Genomic DNA, 19,482 nt, shown 5'->3' with positions numbered 1-19,482 from the left:
CAAAAATCGAATCGCGGTGTGGCGCGTTATTCGGGCTTTAGCCCACCGTCCTGGACGCGCATGACAGCCTCGCCGTCGGCGAGGTTCGGCGCGTCGACCAGGCGGACGATCCGCTTGTCGCCCTTGGACTTGCGGAGGTAGATGCGGAACGTGGACTTGTGTCCGAGGATGTTGCCACCGATCGGCTGGGTCGGGTCGCCGAAGAACGAGTCGGGGTTCGAGGCGACCTGATTGGTGACGATGACGGCGCAGTTGTAGAGGTTGCCGACCTTGTCGAGGTCGTGGAGGTGCTTGTTGAGCTTCTGCTGTCGGTCCGCGAGTTCGCCACGGCCGACGTACTCGGCGCGGAAGTGGGCGGTCAGCGAGTCGACACAGAGCAGGCGGACGGGGTACTCCGAGTCCTCGTGCTCGCCCGCGAGTTCCTTGGCCTTCTCGGCCAGCAGCATCTGGTGGTTAGAGTTGAACGCCTTCGCGACGTGGATCTTGTCGAGGACGTCCTCGACGAGTTCGTCGACGGCGGCCTCGTCGTCGGCCGAGCCCTCGATCTCGCGGTCCTCGAGCGTCGCGTCGATGGCCTCGTCGGGCAGGCCGCGAACCATGTCGTCGATTCGCTCGGGGCGGAACGTGTCCTCGCTGTCCACGAAGATCGCACAGCCGTGGAGGCCGCCGACCTCCTTGGGAAGCTGGACGTTGACCGCCATCTGGTGGGTGACCTGGGACTTGCCGGCGCCGAACTCACCATATACTTCGGTGATCGACTGAGTCTCGATCCCGCCGCCGAGCAGATCGTCGACCTCGTCGATGTGCCAGCTCAGTTTGCCGATCTCGTTTCGTCGCTCGAGGACGGTCGATCCGGTCTCGAAGCCGCCGATGTCGGCCGCGTCGCGGGCCGCGCGGACGATGTCGGACGCGGTGGACTCGCCGACGTCCGCCGTGTTCGACAGTTCCGACGGGGAGGCGACGGCGAGACTCTGGTAGGAATCGAAGCCAGCGTCGTGGAGCTTGTCTGCGGTTGCCGGTCCGACGCCGGGGAGCGTCTCGAGGTCTGCTTCAGGCATATCCACTTCTTGTGCCGGACCCCTCATAAACCCTCGTTAACAGGGAAGTGAAAGTGAAACTGTGGGCGGGCACGGGGGTCGATCGCGGACACGACAGGGAGTTTATCAGAAATGACGCGAACGAGTCGGGAGGAACCAGAGACGAATCGGGACGAGCCGAAGGTGAAACGAGCGGACGCTCGATCGACCGATTACGGCGCCGATCGATCGGACTTCCACTCGAGGCGGTGGAGACGACCGTCGTCGGTCCCGACGAACAGCGCGTCGGAGCCGAGCGCGGGCGTGTCCGCGATCTCGTGCTCGAGGTCGACGAACCAGACCAAGTCGCAGTCCTCGGCGTCGTCGGCGACGTCGACACCGTACAGCGAACCGGTGGCGTCGCCGATACAGAGCACATCCCCTGCGACGACGGGGCTCGAGCGAACCGGGCCGTCGAGGGCGACGCCCTTCTTCGAGAACAGCCAGCCACGCAGTTTGCGCCGGCCGAAGGTAGTGTCGGTGACGTGGAGGTAGCCGTCGGCGGCGCCGACGAACGTCGCGTCGGCCGCGGGGAGGACGGTCGGGGACGACGTAAACGCGTCCTGGATCTCGTAGGTGAACCACGACTGCCCGGTGTCGGCGTGGAAGGCGACCAGCGTGCCGTCCTCGTCGGCGACGTACACCCGTCCGTCGGCGACCGTCGGCCCGTCGACGACCGCGCCGCTGGTCGGCGCGTTCCACAGTTTCTCGCCCGTGTCCGCCTCGAGCGCGATCACCGTCCCGGCGGCGGTGCCGACGTAGACCCGATCCCGGTCGCTCACCCCCTCGTCCATCTCGGCGTCGTCGAGCGACAGCAGGTCGATCTCCGTTTCGTCGCGGTCCGCTCCCCACCCCTGTCGCTCCCGATCCGCGGCGCGATCGACCGCCGGCGCGCCGGCGACCGCGGTCTCGGTCTCGTGGGTCCAGACGCGGGTACCCGTCTCGGCCTCGAGCACCGAGAGGCCGGCCGCGTGGCCGGCGTAGAGCAGCCCGTCGGACAGCGCGAGCGGCGACTCGAGCGCGCCCGCGAGTTCGGTTTCCCAGCGCTGCTCGCCGGTCCCGGGGTCGAGCGCGCGGACGGTCCCGTCGCCGGCGGCGAGGTAGAGGGCGTCGCGTCCGACGACCGGCGACGTCTTGACTTCGCTTGCCGTCTCGACCGTCCAGCGACGGCGGCCGGTCTCGCGCTCGAGGGCGTAGCAGTTGCCCCGCCGCGTGCCGACGAAGACGGTGTCGCGGTCGAGAACCGGCGACCCCGGCGGGCCGGCGAGGTCGGCCGTCCAGGCTTCCGTGACGCGGTCCGGTCCCGCTGTGTCGCGGCGGACGCCCGAACGGTGCGGGTCGCCCTTGAACTGGTTCCAGTCGCTCACTGGATGGTGCTACCGAGCGGACGGGTATTAATCGATGCGACCTCGGCGAATCGATATCGCCGATCGGACTCGCCGGATCGAACCCGCTCGTCAGGAGGAGGCGGACTCCAACTCGGTCGACTCGAGGCCGGTGAATTCGAAGCGAGCGCCGCCCGCGGGGCTCTCGCCGACCGAGACGTCCCAGCCGTGGGCCTCGGCGATGCTTCGGACGATGTTGAGTCCGAACCCGGTTCCCGCGTCGCTCGTCGTGTACCCCATTTCGAACACCGACTGGCGACTGTCGGCCGGGATTCCGGGCCCGTCGTCTTCGACGACGAATCCCTCGTCCGTCCGGCGGACGGTCACGGTCACCTTCGGGTCGGCGTTTTCGGCGACCTCATCGGCCGCGGGCCGGCCGTTCGTCGTCCCGTGCTCGACACTGTTTCGAAACAGGTTCTCGAGGAGCTGCTGCAGTCGGTCCCGGTCGCAGGAGATGACGCCGAGGTCGCCGTCGATCCGGAGCGTCGCCGCGGACGACCCGACCGTCGACCACGCCGCTTCGACGACGGGGCGAAACGGAACGCGCGCGCAGTCGTCGACCAGCTTGCCCTGTCGCGCGAGCGTCAACAGATCGCCGATGAGGGCGTCCATCCGGGCCAGCGCGTCCGCGGTTCGTCGAAGGGACTCGTCGTCGCGCTCCTCGCGCGCGAGTTCGAGGTTGCCCGTCGCGACGTTCAACGGGTTTCGGAGGTCGTGGGAGACGACGCCGGCGAACGCGTCCAGCCGTTCGTTCTGCCGGGCCAGTTCGCGCTCGCGTTCCGCGAGGCGCTCGCGCGTGTCGATCGAGGCGATGGCGTGACCGATCGTCTCCCCGAGTTCCGCGAGCACCTCTCGTTCGTGGGCGTCGAACACGTTCTGGCGGTCCGCGTAGATGCTGAAGAACCCGTAGACGGTGTCGCCGTGATCGATCGGCACGACGGCGAGCGACTCGACGCCGTGCATTTCCAACAGGTGCCACCACGGTTCCATCGTCGGATCCTCGAACACGTTCGGCACGCACTGGAGTTCGCGGGTCTTGATCGCGCGGCCGCCGGCGCCGGTGCCGGTCGGCGTGTCGTCGACGGTAACTTCGAGCGACTCGAAGTATTCGTCGTCGAACCCGGACCACGCTACGGGGCGAACGTGGACGTCGCCCTCGTCGTATCGACCGATCCAGACGGCCTCGTAGGGGGCGGACTCGCTCAGTCGGTCGCAGACGGCCTGCTCGAGTTCCGCCCGCTCCGTCTTGTCCACCAGTTCGCGCGTCGCGATGCGAAGCGTGTCGTTGATCCGGTTTAACTGTTCGATCGACCGCTGGCGCTCCAGTCCCCGGACGTCGTAGACGCCGACCAGCAGGCCGACGAGCGCGCCGACGGTCGCGACGTTGACCATCGCCGCGAGCGGGTTCAAAAGCGAGACCTCGCCGACGACGGTCGCGGCGAACAGCCACGCGCCGAGCGCCGAGAGCGCCAGCACGCCCGCGCAGGTCCACGCCAGTATCCGTCCGACGAACCGCGCGGAGAGCAGTCGCCCTCGAGCGAGCAGGACGCCGACGGCGACCAGTCCGAGAGACAGCAGGAGGGGCGTCACTGCAACGAGCGCCCGCGCCGACGTCCCCCGTAGGCCGACGACGTTGGTCAGGTGGAACAACGAGAGAACGAGCCCCGCAGCGGCGAGTAGCCGGCCTGCGAGCTGATTGGAAACGTCTCTCATTGCATCGGTCGTTCGGTAATACGGGGCCGCAATTATAGGTACTCGGGCCGGGGCAATCGGCCATCTCCCCGTCGTTTCGGCAAGCAGGCTGCCCGGCGAGCGGACGCCGAAAAACGGACGCGAGCGGTCGGGTGGACGCGACGCTGCTCGAGTCCGTGACTACCGAAAACGGGTGGAAAGCGGCAGGAAAAGGGGGCAACTGGTGTATGGCGCAGTTGGTGATGATGTGGCTTGGAGTGATTCCTGCCGTATATTCGACTATGGCGTGGTCGGGCATAGCGGTGATGCCAACACGATTTGGTATCGGCCCAGACGCCCGTTCGGCAGGGACAGCGCGCTCGAGTCGAAGGCGTGGGAGCGACAGTAGACTCTCGGCCGGCTCACTCCCAGGGGTGGGTCCCGCCCTCGCTCGGCCAGAGCGGATACCAGTACTCCTTGTCGCGTTCGATCTCGAGTTCCCCGTCGAGTTTCGCCTCGAGTTTGAACTCCACGCTCGAGTCGCGTTCCCGGCCCGAGCGGGGGGCGAACGGGTAGAATCGGCCGCGGCGGAACGAGTAAATCCAGTAGGCGGGGCCGTCTCGGTTTTCATACGCGAACACCGCCGCGAGCAGCCGCGAGCCGTAGTCGTGCTCGATGAACGTGTCCGCGGCGAAGTGCATGCTCGTGATGAGGTCCTCGGGGTCGTCGTCCTCGAGGACGACCCAGTGGTAGCCGTGGTCGTCGCTGGTGACCGAGAACTCGGTGCCGGTCTCCTCGCGGCCGGCCTCGAGGATCGCCTCGACCTCGTCGACTGCGTCGTGAAAGCTCGTCGAGTCGACGCCGGAGAAACAGAGCGCGCCGACGTCGGATGATTCGTAGCCCAGATCGGCCTCCATCGTGAGGTAGGCGGTGCTCATCCCGAACAGGTCCTCGGGGTCGGCGTCGCGTCTGGCGTCGGTCTCGGCGCGCAAGCCGAGCACGGAGCGGAGTTCGTCGACCAGTCCCATAGAAAGGGCAACGAAGGCGGTCCCTTAGAAACCTCCTGTTGGCGACTCGTCGGTACCGTCGCCGACCGGCATCCGAAGGCGACACTCGAGGCGCGATCAGCCGACGCGCCACCGCGTCTCGTAGGGATACCGCTCGGCCCGGTAGAGGACGACGTGGACGACGATTGCGGTGACGATCAACCCGAGGTTCACCGGCGTCGAGTCGTAGGCGACGATATTGACGACGACGTCGTCGCGGTACAGCGGCCAGAGGGGTGCGATCGCCGCGTCCGGTTCGGCCGAGAGCAGATCCACCGCGACGTGACTGAGACCGCCGGCCCAGAACGCCGCCGTCGTGAACACGAACGTCGTCCCCGGGGTGATCGAGTCGCTGTGAATCAATCGGTTGGCGTTCAGGACGGGCGTCAACGCGTACGCGGCGCCGACGCCGAAGATACCGCCCACGACCAGCATGAACGGCACCGTATGCGTAATCCCGTGGTGCTGGAGCAACGGGCGCACGAAGTGCTCTCGGAGATAGATGTCGACGTCGGGGAACAGCGCAGTCGCCTGCGTCAGGACGGCGAAGGTGACCGCGGGGCGGCGTCCCCACAGGAACCACGCCGGTACCGCAAAGAGGAGGGCCATCGCGACGTGACCGATCGGTTCGACCATGCCGGCACAGTCCGGACGACTCACGCTTAAGTAATCGCCATCATGCAGACAACGGAGAGGGATGAGACCCACTTGGAAGGAACATGTTCGGAAGAAGCGATCGGCGCGTGCCGATCAGGGTGAACGTCCGGAGGGCATCGATCACGCGGCGAGTTCGCGCTCGAGGGTCCGAAGCTGTTCGACGCGCTTCTCGGTCGGCGGGTGAGTGCTGAAGAGGCGGCCAACGACGCCGGACTTGATCGGGATGATGAAGAAGGCGTTCATCTCGGCCTCCTCGCGCATGTCCTCTTTCGGCACCTTGTCCATCTCGCCGGAGATCTTCAGCAGCGCCGAGGCGAGCGCGGAGGGGTTGCCGGTGATGGCGGCCGCGCCGCGGTCGGCGGCGTACTCGCGGTACCGCGAGAGCGCCCGGATGAGCAGATAGCTGATGATCCAGACGACCAGCGAGACGAGGATGGCGACGATGATGCCGCCGCCCCCGCCCTGCCGACCGCGGCCGTGACCGCCGCCGAAGAACGCGCCCCAGCGGACGATCATGAACGCGATCGTCGAGAGGAACGAGGCGATGGTCATCACCATCATGTCCCGGTTCTTGACGTGGGCGAGTTCGTGGGCGAGCACGCCGTCGAGTTCGTCCTGGTCGAGCGTCCGCATGATCCCCGTCGTCACGCAGACGGCCGCGTTTTTCTGGTTACGCCCGGTCGCGAAGGCGTTCGGGACCTTGGAGTCGACGACCGCGACTTTCGGTTTCGGGAGGTCGGCCTGCTGCGAGAGCCGTTCGATCGACGCGTGCAGTTCGGGGTACTCGTCGGCCGAAACCGTCTTCGCGCCCATGCTCCGCAACGTGAGCGTGTCGCTGAAGTAGTACTGGACCAACGACATCCCGCCGAAGAGGACGACGAAGACGACGAAACTACCCATGTACGCGGCGATTACGCCCGCGAAGACGATGTACAGCGCGAACAGCAGAAACATCGTCAGGAACATCCGGAAGCGTAACCCCCAGTCCGCCTGCCATTTCATAGCTCAACGAAGGGGCTCCGGAGAAATAAGTGCCTTGACGAGATACACGAGAGTACACCGTCCGGGTCGACATCGATGGCACGGACAAAAGACGTATTTTCGGTGACCAATTCTACTGAACCAGCAGATGCCTTCTCCCAGTTCGGTGCGCCTCGAGGAGTGTACTTGGCCGGAAGTCGAAACGGCGCTCGAGAACGGACGGCGGACGGCGATCGTGGCGGTCGGCTCGATCGAGCAGCACGGGCCCCACCTGCCGCTGAATATGGACGCGTTGGACGGCGACGAACTGTCGCGGCGCATTGCCGCGGAGCTCGGTGACGCGCTGGCGGCGCCGACGATTCGCCCCGGTTGCTCCGGGCATCACATGGAGTTTCCAGGCACGATCACGGTGCCGCCGGAGACGCTGATGGACCTGATCCGCGCCTACTGTCGCTCGCTGGACGACCACGGGTTCGAGCACGTCGTCCTCGTGCCGACCCACGGCGGAAACTTCGCGCCGGTCTCGACCGTCGCGCCCGAGATCGCCCGCGAGATCGACGCGAACGTGATCGCGCTCGCGGACCTCGATGATCACATGGCCCTGCTGAACGAGGGGCTCCGCGACGCCGGAATCGAGTATCAGGAGGACGTCATCCACGCTGGAGCCGCCGAGACCGCTATGATCCTCGCGATCGACGAAGGACTGGTTCGGACGGATCGACTCGAGGCAGGACCGGAGGGATCGATTTCCACCGCGCGCTTGCTCAGCGAGGGGTTCAAATCGATCACCGAAAACGGCGTGCTGGGCGATCCCGACGAAGCGACTCCCGAGGCCGGCGACGCGATTTTCGACGCCGTCACCGCGGCCTACGTCGAGCGAATCGAGGCCGAACGCGATGCGGTTCGATGACGACGTCGTCGATTCGTCGGCGGTTCCGAAATCCGCGTCGATGGATCAGAACGTAACTAATTTCTGAAATACAGTATCAGCGATCAGTCAAACCCCTTCATTTCGCATGGAGACATCGGTACGGGAGGGCGACCGACGGATCGAGGACGACCGTCGTCTGACGCCCGTCTGACTGGTTTCGCGGGCGTCGCCGGCCACCGACCCCCTCGTTTCCCGTAGAGTATCCAATTGGTCGGATGCAGTTTCCGTTCGAAGACAAATCGGCGGCATCGGCGCCCGTTTCGGCCGTACGCGCCGACAGTTGTCACTGGTCGAACCGTTACGATGGATGATTCGAAGGTGACAACGATTCTACCCACTCGGTAGCTATTGGCTCGAGTGACCGACGGTCAGTGGTATGGTCGAACACGAGAGACGACGAGTCCTGCAGTACGCGGGACTCGCGATCGCAGGTGGATCGCTCACGACTAGCGCCGCGGCTGCCGACGAAGACGATGAACCGGCGTCGATCGGAGAAGCCGCCGGCTGGTCGTCGCTGGGCGGAAACCCGGGGAACAACGCCATCTCGACCGAGAGCGGGCCGAAAGCGCCAGTCACCGTCGCCTGGGAGTACGACCGCAGTGGCCCGACCGCGGTCGTCGACGGCACCGTCTACCTGACGACCGGCGGGGAGGTCCACGCGCTCGACGCCGCCGACGGATCGCTCGAGTGGAAAACCGGCGCTATCGGCGCGAGCGGGACGCCCGCGGTGACGGACGAGGCGGTGTACGTCGGCGGCGAACGGCTGACGCGGATCGAACGCGACGGCACGCTCTGTTGTCAGGCCGACCTCGGCTACGACGAGGCGATTCCGTCTCCCGTCGTCGCGGACGGGCGCGTCCTCGTCGTCGCTGGTGGGATTCTCTGCGCCGTCGACGCTCGCGACCTCGAAGTCCGGTGGGAGTTCGACCCGGCCGACGGAACGCTGTACGAACAGCCGGTCGCCGTCGGCGACGGTGCGGTGTTCGCTGCGAGCGAGTCGCGGCTGTTCGCGCGCGAACTCGCGGACGGCGCCGAGCGCTGGACCGACGACGACCCGGCGGGAACGGACGAGTACAGTCACTTTACGGCGCCGAGCGACAGACAGGTCAGCCACCCCGTCGCGACCGACGACGTCGTCGCCGTCGGCAGCGTGGACTCGGAGCCCGAAGCCGTGTGGGAGAACGGCCACGTGACGCTCTACGACGCGGAAACGGGCGTGAAGCGGACGAAAAGCGAGTCCGCGATCACGCCGGGACCGGTCACCGACAGACGGTTCTTCGCCCGGTCGACCCACGACCTGGACGGGTTCGATCGGGAGACGGGGGAGAACGATTGGGAGACGGTGTACGGCATGTACCACGTGTCGTCCGCGGTTGTCGCCGACGGGACCGTCTACGCGGGCGCCACCGTCAACGGGGATGGCTACACAGCGGACGAGATGCCCGAACCGGAGACCGGCGTCTACGCCTTCGACGAGAACGGCGAGGTCGAGTGGGCGATCGCCACCGACGAACGACCGAGCCTCGCGCTGGCCGACGGGACGATTTACGCCAGCGGTGAGACGCTGCTCGCGATCCGACCCGAAGCGAACGAGGCCGGCGACGAGTCGGACGGCGAGGACGACACCGGTGACGATGCACCGGAAGACGACGGCGGAGACGCCGAAGACGGCAGCGGCGAATCAGACGGTGACGACGGAGCCGCGGAACCCGACGACGAACCGACGAACGAAACCGAGGCGAACGGTGCGGAGCAGGACTCCGGTTCGGACGACGTAGACGGCGGAAACGGAACGAACGACGCCGACGAGGAGGGGGGCATATCCGAGGGGGCCACCAACGGCACCGAACGCACGGACGACGGATCGAACAGCGACGCCGGCGAGGGAGACGGTGACGAGAACGCTAGCGGGGAAGACGCCAACGACGGCATGCCGGGGTTCACCGCGGGAGCGGGGATCGCCGGCGGCGCGCTCTCGCTCGAGTGGCTCCGCCGACGGGAAACCGACGGGGGTGCGGGGGCCGACGACGAGAAGAAATCGTAGACGGGATCGCATCGCGGAGAGCGCGGCGTTTAACTCCGCGAACCCCCAAACGGGGACAATGAGTGAGTCGCGTGCGTTCTGTCCCCGGTGTGGGGACCCCGTTCCTGAACGGTCGGCGAGCGACGCAGATGGCGAACCCGCGAACGATCCCCTCCGCCCCGGCGCCGAGGTCGAACTCTGCGATTCGTGTTACTTCGAGGGCTTCGACTTCGTGGACGCACCGGATCGGATCGACGTCCGGGTCTGTGCCCAGTGCGGCGCGGTCTACCGCGGGAATCGGTGGGTCGACGTCGGCGCGCAGGATTACACCGACATCGCCATCGAGGAGGTCAGCGAGGCGCTGGCCGTCCACGTCGACGTCGAGGACGTCGCCTGGCAGGTCGAGCCCGAACAGATCGACGAGAACACCATCCGGATGCACTGTTACTTCACGGGCGTGGTCCGCGGAACGCCCGTCGAGGAGCAGGTGATGGTCCCCGTTAAGATCGCCCGCCAGACTTGCCTGCGCTGTGGGCGGATCGCCGGCGACTACTACGCCAGCATCGTCCAGATCCGCGCCGAGGAGCGGACGCCGACGACCGACGAGATGGACCGCGCGAAGGAGATCGCCAACACCGTCGTCGCCGACATGGAGGCGACCGGCGACCGCAACGCCTTCGTCACCGAGATGGGCGAGGTCGACGAGGGGCTGAACATCAAGGTCTCGACCAACAAGATCGGCAAGAAGATCTCGAACAAGATGGTCGAGGAGTTCGGCGGCACCGTCAACGACGCCGAGACGCTCGTGACGGAGGACGAGGACGGCAACGAGGTCTATCGAGTCACCTTCGCCGTCCGCCTTCCGCCGTACACCCCCGGCGACGTCATCGAGCTCGCCGACGACGACGGCGGCCCCGTGATCGTCCGCAGCGCCCGCGGCAACCTCAAGGGCGTCCGCGCGACGACCGGCGAGCGCTACGAGGCCAGTTACGAGGAGGGCAACGCCCCCGACGCCCGGAAACTCGGCGACCTCGAGGACGCCGTCGAGGCTACGGTCGTCACCGTCGAGGACGAGAACGCCGTGCAGGTGCTCGATCCCGAGACCTACCGGGCGACGACCGTCTCCCGGCCGGACTACTTCGATCCCGAGGCCGAGACGGTGCCCGTGCTGAAGAGCCGCGCCGGGCTACACGTACTGCCCGATCCCGACCCCGACACGGGCGACGAGGGGGAAGACGAATCCGGACACTACGATCCGTACGCGAACCGCGACGAGGACGATGCCTGAGGACCCGGACACGATCGACGACGCCCTCGAGCGCGCGGAGGCCGACGCGCCGCTGGCCGCGATTGTCGAGAAGACTCGCGCGGAGACGGCCATCGAGTCGCTGCGCGCCGAGGGCGTCTACGACGACTCGCGGAAAGTCCGTGAGGCGCGCGGGCGGCGCGACGCGATGCCCGTGGACCCTGCGAACGAGTCGAAAACCGGTGTACAGACGGGGAACGACGCGACCAGCGAGGACGGCTCCGAACGCGAACAGGTCGCGCTGCCCGTTACCGAACCGCCGACGGAGACGCGGGTGCTCGAGATCGTGCGCCAACTCGAGCCCGAACGCCGGAACCCGGACCTCGAGGACCTGCTGGCCGACCGTGGCTGGACTGACGCGCAACTCGAGGCGGTGCCGGGCTCGTGGGCCGTCATCGGCTCGGTGATCCTCGTGACGGTGCCCGAGGGCTGTCCCGACGGGGGGGAACTCGGCGAGGCCTTACTCGAGATCCACGGCGAGGCCGACAGCGTGCTGGCCGACGAGGGGATCGCGAACGACGGTACGGCCGGCACCCACCGCGAACCTCGAACCCGACTGATCGCCGGCGAGCGCGACACCGAGACGATCCACACCGAACACGGGACCCGCTACGGCCTCGATCCCGCGAAAGTGATGTTCTCGCCGGGGAACCAGGCCGAACGGGCCCGGATGGGCGAACTGGGGAGCACCGACGAGCGCGTTTTCGACATGTTCGCCGGCATCGGCTACTTCACCCTCCCGATGGCCCGTGCCGGCGCGCGGGTGACCGCGACCGAGATCAATCCGACCGCCTTCCGCTACCTGCTCGAGAACGCCATGCTGAACGACGTCGGCGACCGCGTCGACGCCTACATGACCGACTGTCGGGAGCTCGCGGGCGAACTCGAGGCCGACCGCGTGGTGATGGGCTACTACGGTAGCGGCGGGTCTGGCGGTGAGACCGACGAGTTCGACGGAGAGGCCAGCGGGGCAGACGACGGAGACGGAACCCGCACGGACGAGGCCCACGAGTTCCTCCCCGCCGCCCTCGAGGCGCTGTCTCCCGGCGGCGTCGTCCACTACCACGAGGCGACGCCCGAGTCCCGGCTCTGGGACCGCCCGCTCGAGCGGCTCGCGGCCGCGGGCGAGGCCGCCGGTCGGGAGTTCGAGGTGCTCGAGAAGCGCCGCGTCAAGAGCCACAGCGCCGGCGTCGCACACGTCGTGGTGGACGCGCGGTTCGAGTGACGGCGACGCAGCCGCCTCCCGCGGTCGGCCGGTCGTGACATTCATACCGATTCGGTGACTGGCATCTCGTATGAACCGGAACCAGTTCATCGCCCTCACGTTCGCGTTTCTGATGATCTCCTCGATGGTCGCGTGGGGCGCCACCGCCCTGTAGACGGGTCTCGTCGACACTGGTTCGCACGCATACAGCGGGCCGTCTCGCCGCCGGTTCGATCGCCGATGCCGTCTCGGTCTCGAGGCTGTCGACCGAAGCGTTCTCCGTCAGCCGTCCGTGTCCCAGACGTCGGCCACCGGGCTCGAGTTCGACGACCGACCGGACCGCCGAGAGCGCGAGCGCGTCCGTGATCGATCGGTTCGCGTTCGCCGCTCGCGACCGTCGGCGTCGTCGGCTCCGCCACTCCCTCGAGTCGACGACGCGCCGCCACCGAGGGCTGCCGACGGCTGAAACTCGGGGAGCTCCGGCCGCTCCATCCGGACGACCTGCGCCTCGAACCAGTCGGGCATGTCCGTCCGAGCGCGCTCGAACAGGTCCAGCAGACTCGAGTCGGCCAGATACGTCGCGCCGTGGTCGTCGGGCGCCCGGACGACCCGGCCGCAGGCCTGGATGACCGTCCGGAGGGCGGTGCGGTAGTACCACGCCCACTGGCCCTCCTCGAGTCGGTGGGCGACCCTCGAGTCGCCGGTGTTGAGGAAGGGGGCCTTACAGAGCACCTGCCAGCGACAGAGGTCGCCCTTCAGATCCAGCGCCTCCTCCATCTTCACCGAGAGGAAGACGTCGGGGTCGTCGCTGGCCTTCCAGCCGTCGAGGGCGGCGTCGCGCCCGTCGCGGTCGTGGGTCCGAATCCGATCGCCGACGCCGAAGTCCGCGAGCAGGTCGGCGAGGCGCTCCTGGATGTCGTAGGAGTGGGCGTGGACCAAGCCCTTCTCGTCGGGGTGGCGGGCCATCAGTCGGACGATCGTGCGGGCGATCTTCGGCGTCGTCTCGTCGCGCTGTTCGTAGGTCATCTTCCCCTGAGAGACGTCGTACAGCGGCCGGTTCTCGACGGGAAAGGTGTGTTCGACGTCGACCAGCGCGACGTTCTCGGGGGTCAACCCGACCTGACGACAGAAGGCTTCCTTGTTGAGGATCGTCGCCGATAGCAGCGCGAACTTGTTGCCCCGGTCCCAGACGGTGTGCTGGAGGTACTTCTCGGGGTTCATCGGCTTGATCGTCAGCGGGCCGCCCGCGGGGTCGTCGTTTCCGTCGGCATCGCCGCTCGTCCGAGCGCCCGACAGCTCGGACTGGTCGACCAGCCACGTCGTCGGGCTCTGGGGATCGCGGTAGTCCGAGACGAACCAGTCGAGTTCGCCGATGAGTTCCTGCAGGCGGTCGCGTTCGCGAACCTCCGCCGTCGTCAGCGAGTCCTGTGCGAGCACCTCGTCCTTCCGGCGGGTGCACTTCTGCTGGAGGTTCTCGGCGTACCGGACGGCCCGATCGAGGTCGTCGATTTCGGGGACGCGCAGGTCGTCCCAGAAGGGGACGGTCCGCGGTCCGAGCTGAATCGTCGCGTACATTTCGGCCCACTCGGCCAGCCCGTGGGCCTCGTCGACGACCACGACGTCGCGTTTGCGAAAGACCTCGCTGCCCGCGGTCTGCATGAAGTACGCCAGCGTCATCGCGGCGATATTGCGGTTCGAAGCGATCGCGCGGTCCGAGAAGTAGGGGCAGCGATGCTTGACCGAACAGTCGTACCCGCGCTCGCGGACGCAGGGGGCCTGATTGACCGGCGTGTCTCGCTCGTCGGGGAGGATACAGCTGTAGTTGGACTTCCCGCGAATGACGTTCAGATCCGCCAGCAGGTCGTCGGCCGCGACGTCGTCCAACTGCGAGACCTGCGGGGTCGTGTAGTAGGCGCCGGTCGCGTCGCTGGGATCGGCGTCGTCGATCTTCCGCGCACAGCCCGCGACCGCGCGGGCGAGCAGGGACTTACCGCTGCCCGTCGGCGCCCGGACTAACACCACGTCATTGCCGGCCGCGAAGGCGTCCTGAATGTCGCGGAGGGCCTGCTCCTGGGTCCCGCGGTAGCTGGGCGCGGGAAACTCCTCGAAGATCCGCTCGGGATTCACCGTTCGATGCACCGCGCGGCCGCGTCCTAAAGGCTACGAACCGTCGCGCGCGATGCAGTTGTCGGACTCGAGACCGCACCTCGAGACGGTCGTCCGAACCGCGAAACCGGTGGCTACGGAGCATCCGACAGCAGGATTTCCCGTGGTATGCGGCCGTTACCGGGCGATAGGCGGGTGATTACGAATAGGAGCTCTGTCCTTCGATTCGGGTACGGAGGGGCGCTCGGCCGCGACGGCTCGTCGCCGGCCATCCCTTCCGCGTGCGGCCCACGATACTGCGGCGATCGCGGTCGCGGTCTGTGGCTCACGCGCACCCGCGGTCGACCGCGAACGATCTCACGATCGGTGCTACTCGCGTCGCGCTCACGACTGCGGTCCACCCGTCAGCCGATCGCGTCGGCCCGATTTTTTTCGGTCACTGGACGCTCAGCTGCGAGTGCTCCTCGTCGACCTGCTCGAGTCGGGCCACGTCGTCGGCCGTCGGTTCGTCGGGCAGGGCCTCGATACAGGGGTAACACAGCAGGTGCTCCGATCCGTCGGCCAACTCGAGGGCCATCGCGGTTCCGTCGCTGCCGTCGTTCTCGCCGAACGTCCAGAGGTTGGCGATGCCGCCGGCGACCGAGATCGTTCGTTCGCAGCCGTCGCAGGTGTTCCGTGCCATACCTGAAACTGCGTACCGCGCGCTGAAAGTCGTTCTCCCGCGCCAGATGGGTTTTCCGTGCTCCCGTGTTACCGTCGCGTATGGAGGTCCACTGCGAGGGCTGTGCGGGCTGTTGCATGGACTGGCGAGCGCTGCTCGAGGACGGCGAGAACGAGGGCGCGATCGACTCCGTCGGGACGGCGAGCGAGCGACGGCATCGGCCATTCGACGACGGCGAGGGCGACGGCCGGCCGCCGATCGACGACGACGCCAACTTCGTCGCCCTCGCCCGCGACGAGGTCCGTGGATTCCTCGAAGCGGGGATGGCAGCAGCCCTGACGCCGCGGTTCTGGCGCGCTCGCGACGAGAGCGAGGGCGTCGAGATCGACGGCCGCAGCGTCGCCGCCGTCGCCGGTCGGCCGGTCTTCTTCGTCGGCCTCCGGAAGCCGCCCAAGCCGGTCGCGCCCTTCGACCGCGAGGAACCGGCGTGGCTCCCGACCTGCGTCTTCCTCGATCCGATGACGCTGCAGTGTCGCATCCACGACGGCGAGCGCTTTCCCGACGAGTGCGGTGCCTATCCGGCGCACAACCTCGCACTCGAGCAGGAGACCGAGTGCGAGCGCGTCGAAGCCGCGTTCGGCGGCGAGCGCCTGCTCGAGACGGAGGTCGACGCGGACCTCGACGGCCTGCTGCTGGGATCGCAGGCGCTCGGCGCGAAACTGTTCGCTCATCCCAGACCCGAGGATCTCGAGGGAATCGTCGAGCGCACGGCGAACGGAACGCTGACGGCCGCCGACCGCGCGGAGTGTCTGGCCGTCGCCGCGGCCTCGAGTCCAGGCACGCTGGCGATTTCCGAGTACCACTACGAGTGGGGCAAAGAGCGAGCGCTCGAGGCCGCGTCGGACGAGACGGCGACTGATCACCGTGACTCGAGTACCGACAGCGACGCGGGTGACGACCGGAGCGACGACGCTCCGGACTCGGAACGGGACCGCGACGAATCGTGGGTCGGGCCGGCAATCCGGGAGTGGCACCGGCGACGAGCGGCAGCGGACGGGACGGTTCCCGACCCCGACGTCGCTACCGAGGTTGAGGACGACCGCGGCGCGCCCGGGACGCCCGGATGGGACGCCCTCGAGTGATCGGTCGGTGATCGCGTCGGACTTCGAGGCCGTTCTGAACGCGGACGCACCGCTATCGGTGTGACGGCGAGATTCCGACGGGAGGAAAGCGGCGGGGGACGGATCGCACTAGTTCGATTTCATCTGCTCGAACTGGTCGAGTAGCGCTTCGGTCGACTCGCCGGAGTCGTACTCGACTTCGCCGTGGTAGATCGTCCGCTCGTCGTCGAAATCGGCATCGACTCTGGACGCCTGCTGTTCGCGTCGCTCGTGTTCGTCTTCGTCATAGGCACCCATTGACATGGTAAGTGTACACGTGTTGGTGGTTGTCCCACATCAATGTAACGGTCCCTCATGTCGATCCGACACGTAACACGTATGCACCCCGCCGGCGTAGTGAGAGCGTGGCACGGCCGCTTCGCTTTCGGTATTCGCCCGCCTCGTGGAGCGAGGAGAGGGTCCGACACGAGATTCTCCAGCCGCTCCGGTCGAACATCGGGGCCCGCGCAGTGGCGCCGCGGTTCGATATCGGCGCCGACTGGGAGACACACCGCTTCGAGATGCAAAACGGCGACGTCGCGCTCTTCGCGCGAAACGACGAGGGAGCCTACTGGATGGGCAATACCGAGACGCCTTCGTCGCTGTGGAAGACCGACAAGTTCGGCTGGCGCGAGATCCCCTATCACGTCTCGCGGTGGGCCCAGCGGGAACTGCTCTCGACGCTCCACGAGGAGGATCCGTGGCTGGCCGACTACCCGCACCTCTCGTGGTTTTTCCTCCCCGTGTTCATGTCCAAGGACGGCCGCGAGTCGACGCGGGCCTTCTTCGGCGAACACGCCGCCGGCTTCCCCGACGCCGGGCGTCGGGAGACGACCGGATTCTTCGAGGACTTCCTCAGCACGGGCGTTCTGGACGAGTACCGACACGTCATGTCGGGGAAACTCGGCACCAGCGACCACGTCGACCGCGTCCGTATGAGCGCCGCGATGGCCGAGTTCATCGCCGCGAAGATCCTCACGGACGCCGGCTACGACGTCGAACCCGAGATCGAGGTCACGACGGGGCACTCGCTGGATTTCCGCGCCGAGGACGAGAATACGAACGTCCTCGTCGAGGTGACCCGACCCCAGCCGCCGATTAACCGCGCGGCGGCGGGTCCCGTCGCCGCCGTCCGAGACACCGCCGAGACCAAGACCAACGGTCAACTGGCCGAACACGGCGGCGGCGCCGTCCTGTTCGTCGACTGCTCGAGTTTCCGCGACGATGCCTGGAACGCCGTTCGCGCTGAACAACCTGACGTGCGCCACCGGCCGGCCGTCGTCTACCGTGTCCGGCCCGACGGCCGCGTCGAAGGCTACACGAAAGGTCGGGTTCCGCTCGATCTGGCGGGCGCGATCGACATTCTGAACTGACCCCGCCGTTCCGCCGATCCGTCGAATCGATTCCGATGAACAGCGACTGCAACCGATTCCGATCGCCGCGAAGCGATCACGGGAGGGCCGACTGCACCCCGTGAGAACGACGCGCACCTATATGAGACACGGTACCAATGCTCAGCAGTATGCGTGCAGCAGTCCTCGAGGAGCACGGCGAACCGCTCTCGATCGAAGACGTCGACGCACCGGAGCCGGCGCCCGACGGGGCCGTCGTCGAACTCGAAGCCTGCGGCGTCTGCCGGAGCGACTGGCACGGCTGGCAGGGCGACTGGGGATGGCTCGGCCTCGAGACCCAGCCGGGACAGATTCTCGGCCACGAGCCCGCCGGGCGCGTCGTCGCCGTCGGCGACGAGGTCGAGAGCGTCGCGGAAGGCGAGCACGTCGCTGTTCCCTTCAACCTCGGCGACGGGAGCTGTCCGCGGTGTCAGCGAGGCCACTCGAACATCTGCGAGAACGTGATGCCGCTGGGCTTCGTTGAGCAGGCCCAGGGGGCGTTCGCCGAACAGGTCCACGTTCCGGTCGCCGATCACAACCTCGTGAAACTCCCCGACGGCGTCTCGTCGGTCGATATGGCCGGGCTGGGCTGTCGGTTCATGACGTCGTTCCACGCGCTGGCCCACCGCGCGGACGTCGGCGCGGGCGACTGGGTCTCGGTCCACGGCTGCGGCGGGGTCGGCCTCTCGGCGGTCCACATCGCCGACGCGCTGGGCGCGAACGTCGTCGCGGTCGATCTGACAGACGAGAAACTCGAGAAAGCCCGCGAACTCGGTGCCGTCGAGGCGGTCAACGCCGAGGACGTCGAGGACGTCCCCGGTGAGGTACAGGCGATCACCGACGGCGGTGCCAACGTCTCGATGGACGCGCTGGGTATCGCGACGACCAGCCAGAACTCCGTCTCGAGTCTCGACGCCCACGGCCAGCACATCCAGGTCGGCCTCACCACGCAGGACGAACAGGGGATGGTCTCCCTCCCTACTGACGCGATGGTCATGCAGGAGATCGAGTTCATCGGCTCGCTGGGGATGCCACCGACCCGCTACGACGAGATCTTCCGGATGGTCTCGACGGGGAAACTCGAGCCCGAGAAGGTCGTCTCCGAAACCATCGGCCTCGAGGACGTCAGCGACAAACTCGAGTCGATGACCGACTTCGAAACGGTCGGGATTCCGGTTATCGACAATTTCTAGAACCAAACTTTTTGCGCAAGGTCCTCGCTCGAACCCCGCGCAAAAACTTTGATGAAAAAGGCCGAGCGCTCGCTTCGCTCGCGCTCGGTACAGCTACTTGTACGTACCACAGGCGGAGAGTCTACTATTAGCACCCGCGAGCGACCGTAGGGAGCGAGCGGGCCGACGACTGACTTGGAGTGAGCAACGCGAACGGAAAGGAAGGAGGAGTGCTTTTCATCAAAGTTTTGCCGAGGGTGCGCCTTCGGCGCACCCGTGGTTCGAAAGGCGCGAAGCGCCTTTCGTCATCACGGAAGACGCGAAGCGTCTTCCGAACGACAGCGCAAAAGTTTGGTTAGAAGGAAACCGCGTCGGGCGAGTACGGACTGCCGGTCGGTGTCGGATCGCGGTCGCTGTAGCCGACGCGGCCGATGGCCTTGTCGCTGACCGCGGAGTAGACGGCGAAGCGCGCCTCCTCGGGGTATTCGAAGGTCTCCGACTCGAGGCGGGCGAGTACATCGCCGACCGTCTCGGACCCGTTCGGGAGTTCGAGGGTTCGATCGCCGTAGTTTTCGATCAGTTCCTCGGTGGTGGCGGGATACTCGTGGTCGTCGATGACCTCGCCGGTGCCGTTGAGCAACATTACACCCTATCTTCTGTGAACGATAATTATAAACATTGTCCATGTATGTCTGCTAGTGGCATTGGACAC

At 66.9% G+C, this 19,482-nt stretch carries 17 protein-coding genes; 7 read left to right on the top strand and 10 right to left on the bottom strand.

All coding sequences use genetic code 11. The annotated features are described in order from the left end of the window. Positions 1-26: 26 nt before the first annotated feature. From radA to htpX, 6 genes are all read right to left on the bottom strand, one after another. Positions 27-1,058 (bottom strand): DNA repair and recombination protein RadA, encoded by a 1,032-nt coding sequence (gene radA / locus HTUR_RS01030; RefSeq protein WP_012941440.1) that lies wholly within the window; start codon positions 1,056-1,058, stop codon positions 27-29. Positions 1,059-1,249: 191 nt separating this feature from the next. After that, complete coding sequence (locus tag HTUR_RS01025) at positions 1,250-2,443, bottom strand: outer membrane protein assembly factor BamB family protein (protein ID WP_012941439.1); 1,194 nt, start codon at positions 2,441-2,443, stop codon at positions 1,250-1,252. A 90-nt stretch (positions 2,444-2,533) separates the two neighbouring features. After that, positions 2,534-4,174, bottom strand: coding sequence for a receiver/sensor box histidine kinase (locus tag HTUR_RS01020; RefSeq protein WP_012941438.1), 1,641 nt, complete (start codon positions 4,172-4,174; stop codon positions 2,534-2,536). 380 nt (positions 4,175-4,554) lie between these two features. Beyond that, positions 4,555-5,160, bottom strand: coding sequence for a PspA-associated protein PspAB (gene pspAB, locus HTUR_RS01015; RefSeq protein WP_012941437.1), 606 nt, complete (start codon positions 5,158-5,160; stop codon positions 4,555-4,557). 96 nt (positions 5,161-5,256) lie between these two features. Then, positions 5,257-5,814, bottom strand: a complete 558-nt coding sequence (locus tag HTUR_RS01010) for a metal-dependent hydrolase (protein WP_012941436.1) — start codon at positions 5,812-5,814, stop codon at positions 5,257-5,259. 141 nt (positions 5,815-5,955) lie between these two features. After that, positions 5,956-6,837 (bottom strand): zinc metalloprotease HtpX, encoded by an 882-nt coding sequence (gene htpX, locus HTUR_RS01005; protein WP_012941435.1) that lies wholly within the window; start codon positions 6,835-6,837, stop codon positions 5,956-5,958. Positions 6,838-6,964: 127 nt separating this feature from the next. Here htpX and HTUR_RS01000 point away from each other — a divergent pair, with 127 nt between their 5' ends. From HTUR_RS01000 to HTUR_RS00985, 4 genes are all read left to right on the top strand, one after another. Next, positions 6,965-7,726 (top strand): creatininase family protein, encoded by a 762-nt coding sequence (locus tag HTUR_RS01000; protein WP_012941434.1) that lies wholly within the window; start codon positions 6,965-6,967, stop codon positions 7,724-7,726. Positions 7,727-8,123: 397 nt separating this feature from the next. Then, positions 8,124-9,791, top strand: coding sequence for an outer membrane protein assembly factor BamB family protein (locus HTUR_RS00995; protein WP_012941433.1), 1,668 nt, complete (start codon positions 8,124-8,126; stop codon positions 9,789-9,791). 58 nt (positions 9,792-9,849) lie between these two features. Beyond that, positions 9,850-11,058: a 60S ribosomal export protein NMD3 gene (locus HTUR_RS00990; RefSeq protein WP_012941432.1), complete on the top strand. Its 1,209-nt coding sequence runs from the start codon at positions 9,850-9,852 to the stop codon at positions 11,056-11,058. Beyond that, a complete protein-coding gene (locus HTUR_RS00985; protein WP_012941431.1) occupies positions 11,051-12,301 on the top strand; it encodes a class I SAM-dependent methyltransferase in 1,251 nt (416 codons plus the stop codon). Before HTUR_RS00990 ends, HTUR_RS00985 begins: the two co-directional genes overlap by 8 nt. 261 nt (positions 12,302-12,562) lie before the next feature. Here HTUR_RS00985 and HTUR_RS00980 read toward each other — a convergent pair whose 3' ends face one another. Both HTUR_RS00980 and HTUR_RS00975 read right to left on the bottom strand, forming a co-directional pair. Then, a complete protein-coding gene (locus HTUR_RS00980; RefSeq protein WP_012941430.1) occupies positions 12,563-14,407 on the bottom strand; it encodes a helicase C-terminal domain-containing protein in 1,845 nt (614 codons plus the stop codon). A 415-nt stretch (positions 14,408-14,822) separates the two neighbouring features. Continuing rightward, positions 14,823-15,068, bottom strand: a complete 246-nt coding sequence (locus tag HTUR_RS00975) for a DUF7561 family protein (protein ID WP_012941429.1) — start codon at positions 15,066-15,068, stop codon at positions 14,823-14,825. An 80-nt stretch (positions 15,069-15,148) separates the two neighbouring features. Between HTUR_RS00975 and HTUR_RS00970 the strand changes: the two genes are divergently transcribed. Next, positions 15,149-16,189, top strand: a complete 1,041-nt coding sequence (locus HTUR_RS00970) for a YkgJ family cysteine cluster protein (protein ID WP_012941428.1) — start codon at positions 15,149-15,151, stop codon at positions 16,187-16,189. 108 nt (positions 16,190-16,297) lie between these two features. On the opposite strand, the gene HTUR_RS27150 is transcribed toward HTUR_RS00970, so the two are convergent. Then, the gene (locus HTUR_RS27150) at positions 16,298-16,471 is read right to left on the bottom strand and encodes a DUF5786 family protein (protein WP_012941427.1); all 174 of its coding nucleotides are present in this window, start codon (positions 16,469-16,471) and stop codon (positions 16,298-16,300) included. A 101-nt stretch (positions 16,472-16,572) separates the two neighbouring features. On the opposite strand from HTUR_RS27150, the gene HTUR_RS00965 reads away from it, so the two are divergent. After that, positions 16,573-17,580: a DUF5784 family protein gene (locus tag HTUR_RS00965; protein ID WP_012941426.1), complete on the top strand. Its 1,008-nt coding sequence runs from the start codon at positions 16,573-16,575 to the stop codon at positions 17,578-17,580. A 149-nt stretch (positions 17,581-17,729) separates the two neighbouring features. Then, entirely contained in the window at positions 17,730-18,791 is a 1,062-nt protein-coding gene (locus tag HTUR_RS00960) for a zinc-dependent alcohol dehydrogenase family protein (RefSeq protein WP_049941813.1), read from the top strand. A gap of 334 nt (positions 18,792-19,125) precedes the next feature. On the opposite strand, the gene HTUR_RS00955 is transcribed toward HTUR_RS00960, so the two are convergent. Further along, the gene (locus HTUR_RS00955) at positions 19,126-19,413 is read right to left on the bottom strand and encodes a DUF5789 family protein (RefSeq protein ID WP_012941424.1); all 288 of its coding nucleotides are present in this window, start codon (positions 19,411-19,413) and stop codon (positions 19,126-19,128) included. Between the last annotated feature and the right edge of the window lie 69 nt (positions 19,414-19,482).

Origin of the sequence: Haloterrigena turkmenica DSM 5511 (assembly GCF_000025325.1) — an archaeon.
In the GTDB taxonomy this organism is placed as follows: domain Archaea; phylum Halobacteriota; class Halobacteria; order Halobacteriales; family Natrialbaceae; genus Haloterrigena; species Haloterrigena turkmenica.
This window is presented reverse-complemented; position numbering and strand designations above follow the sequence as displayed.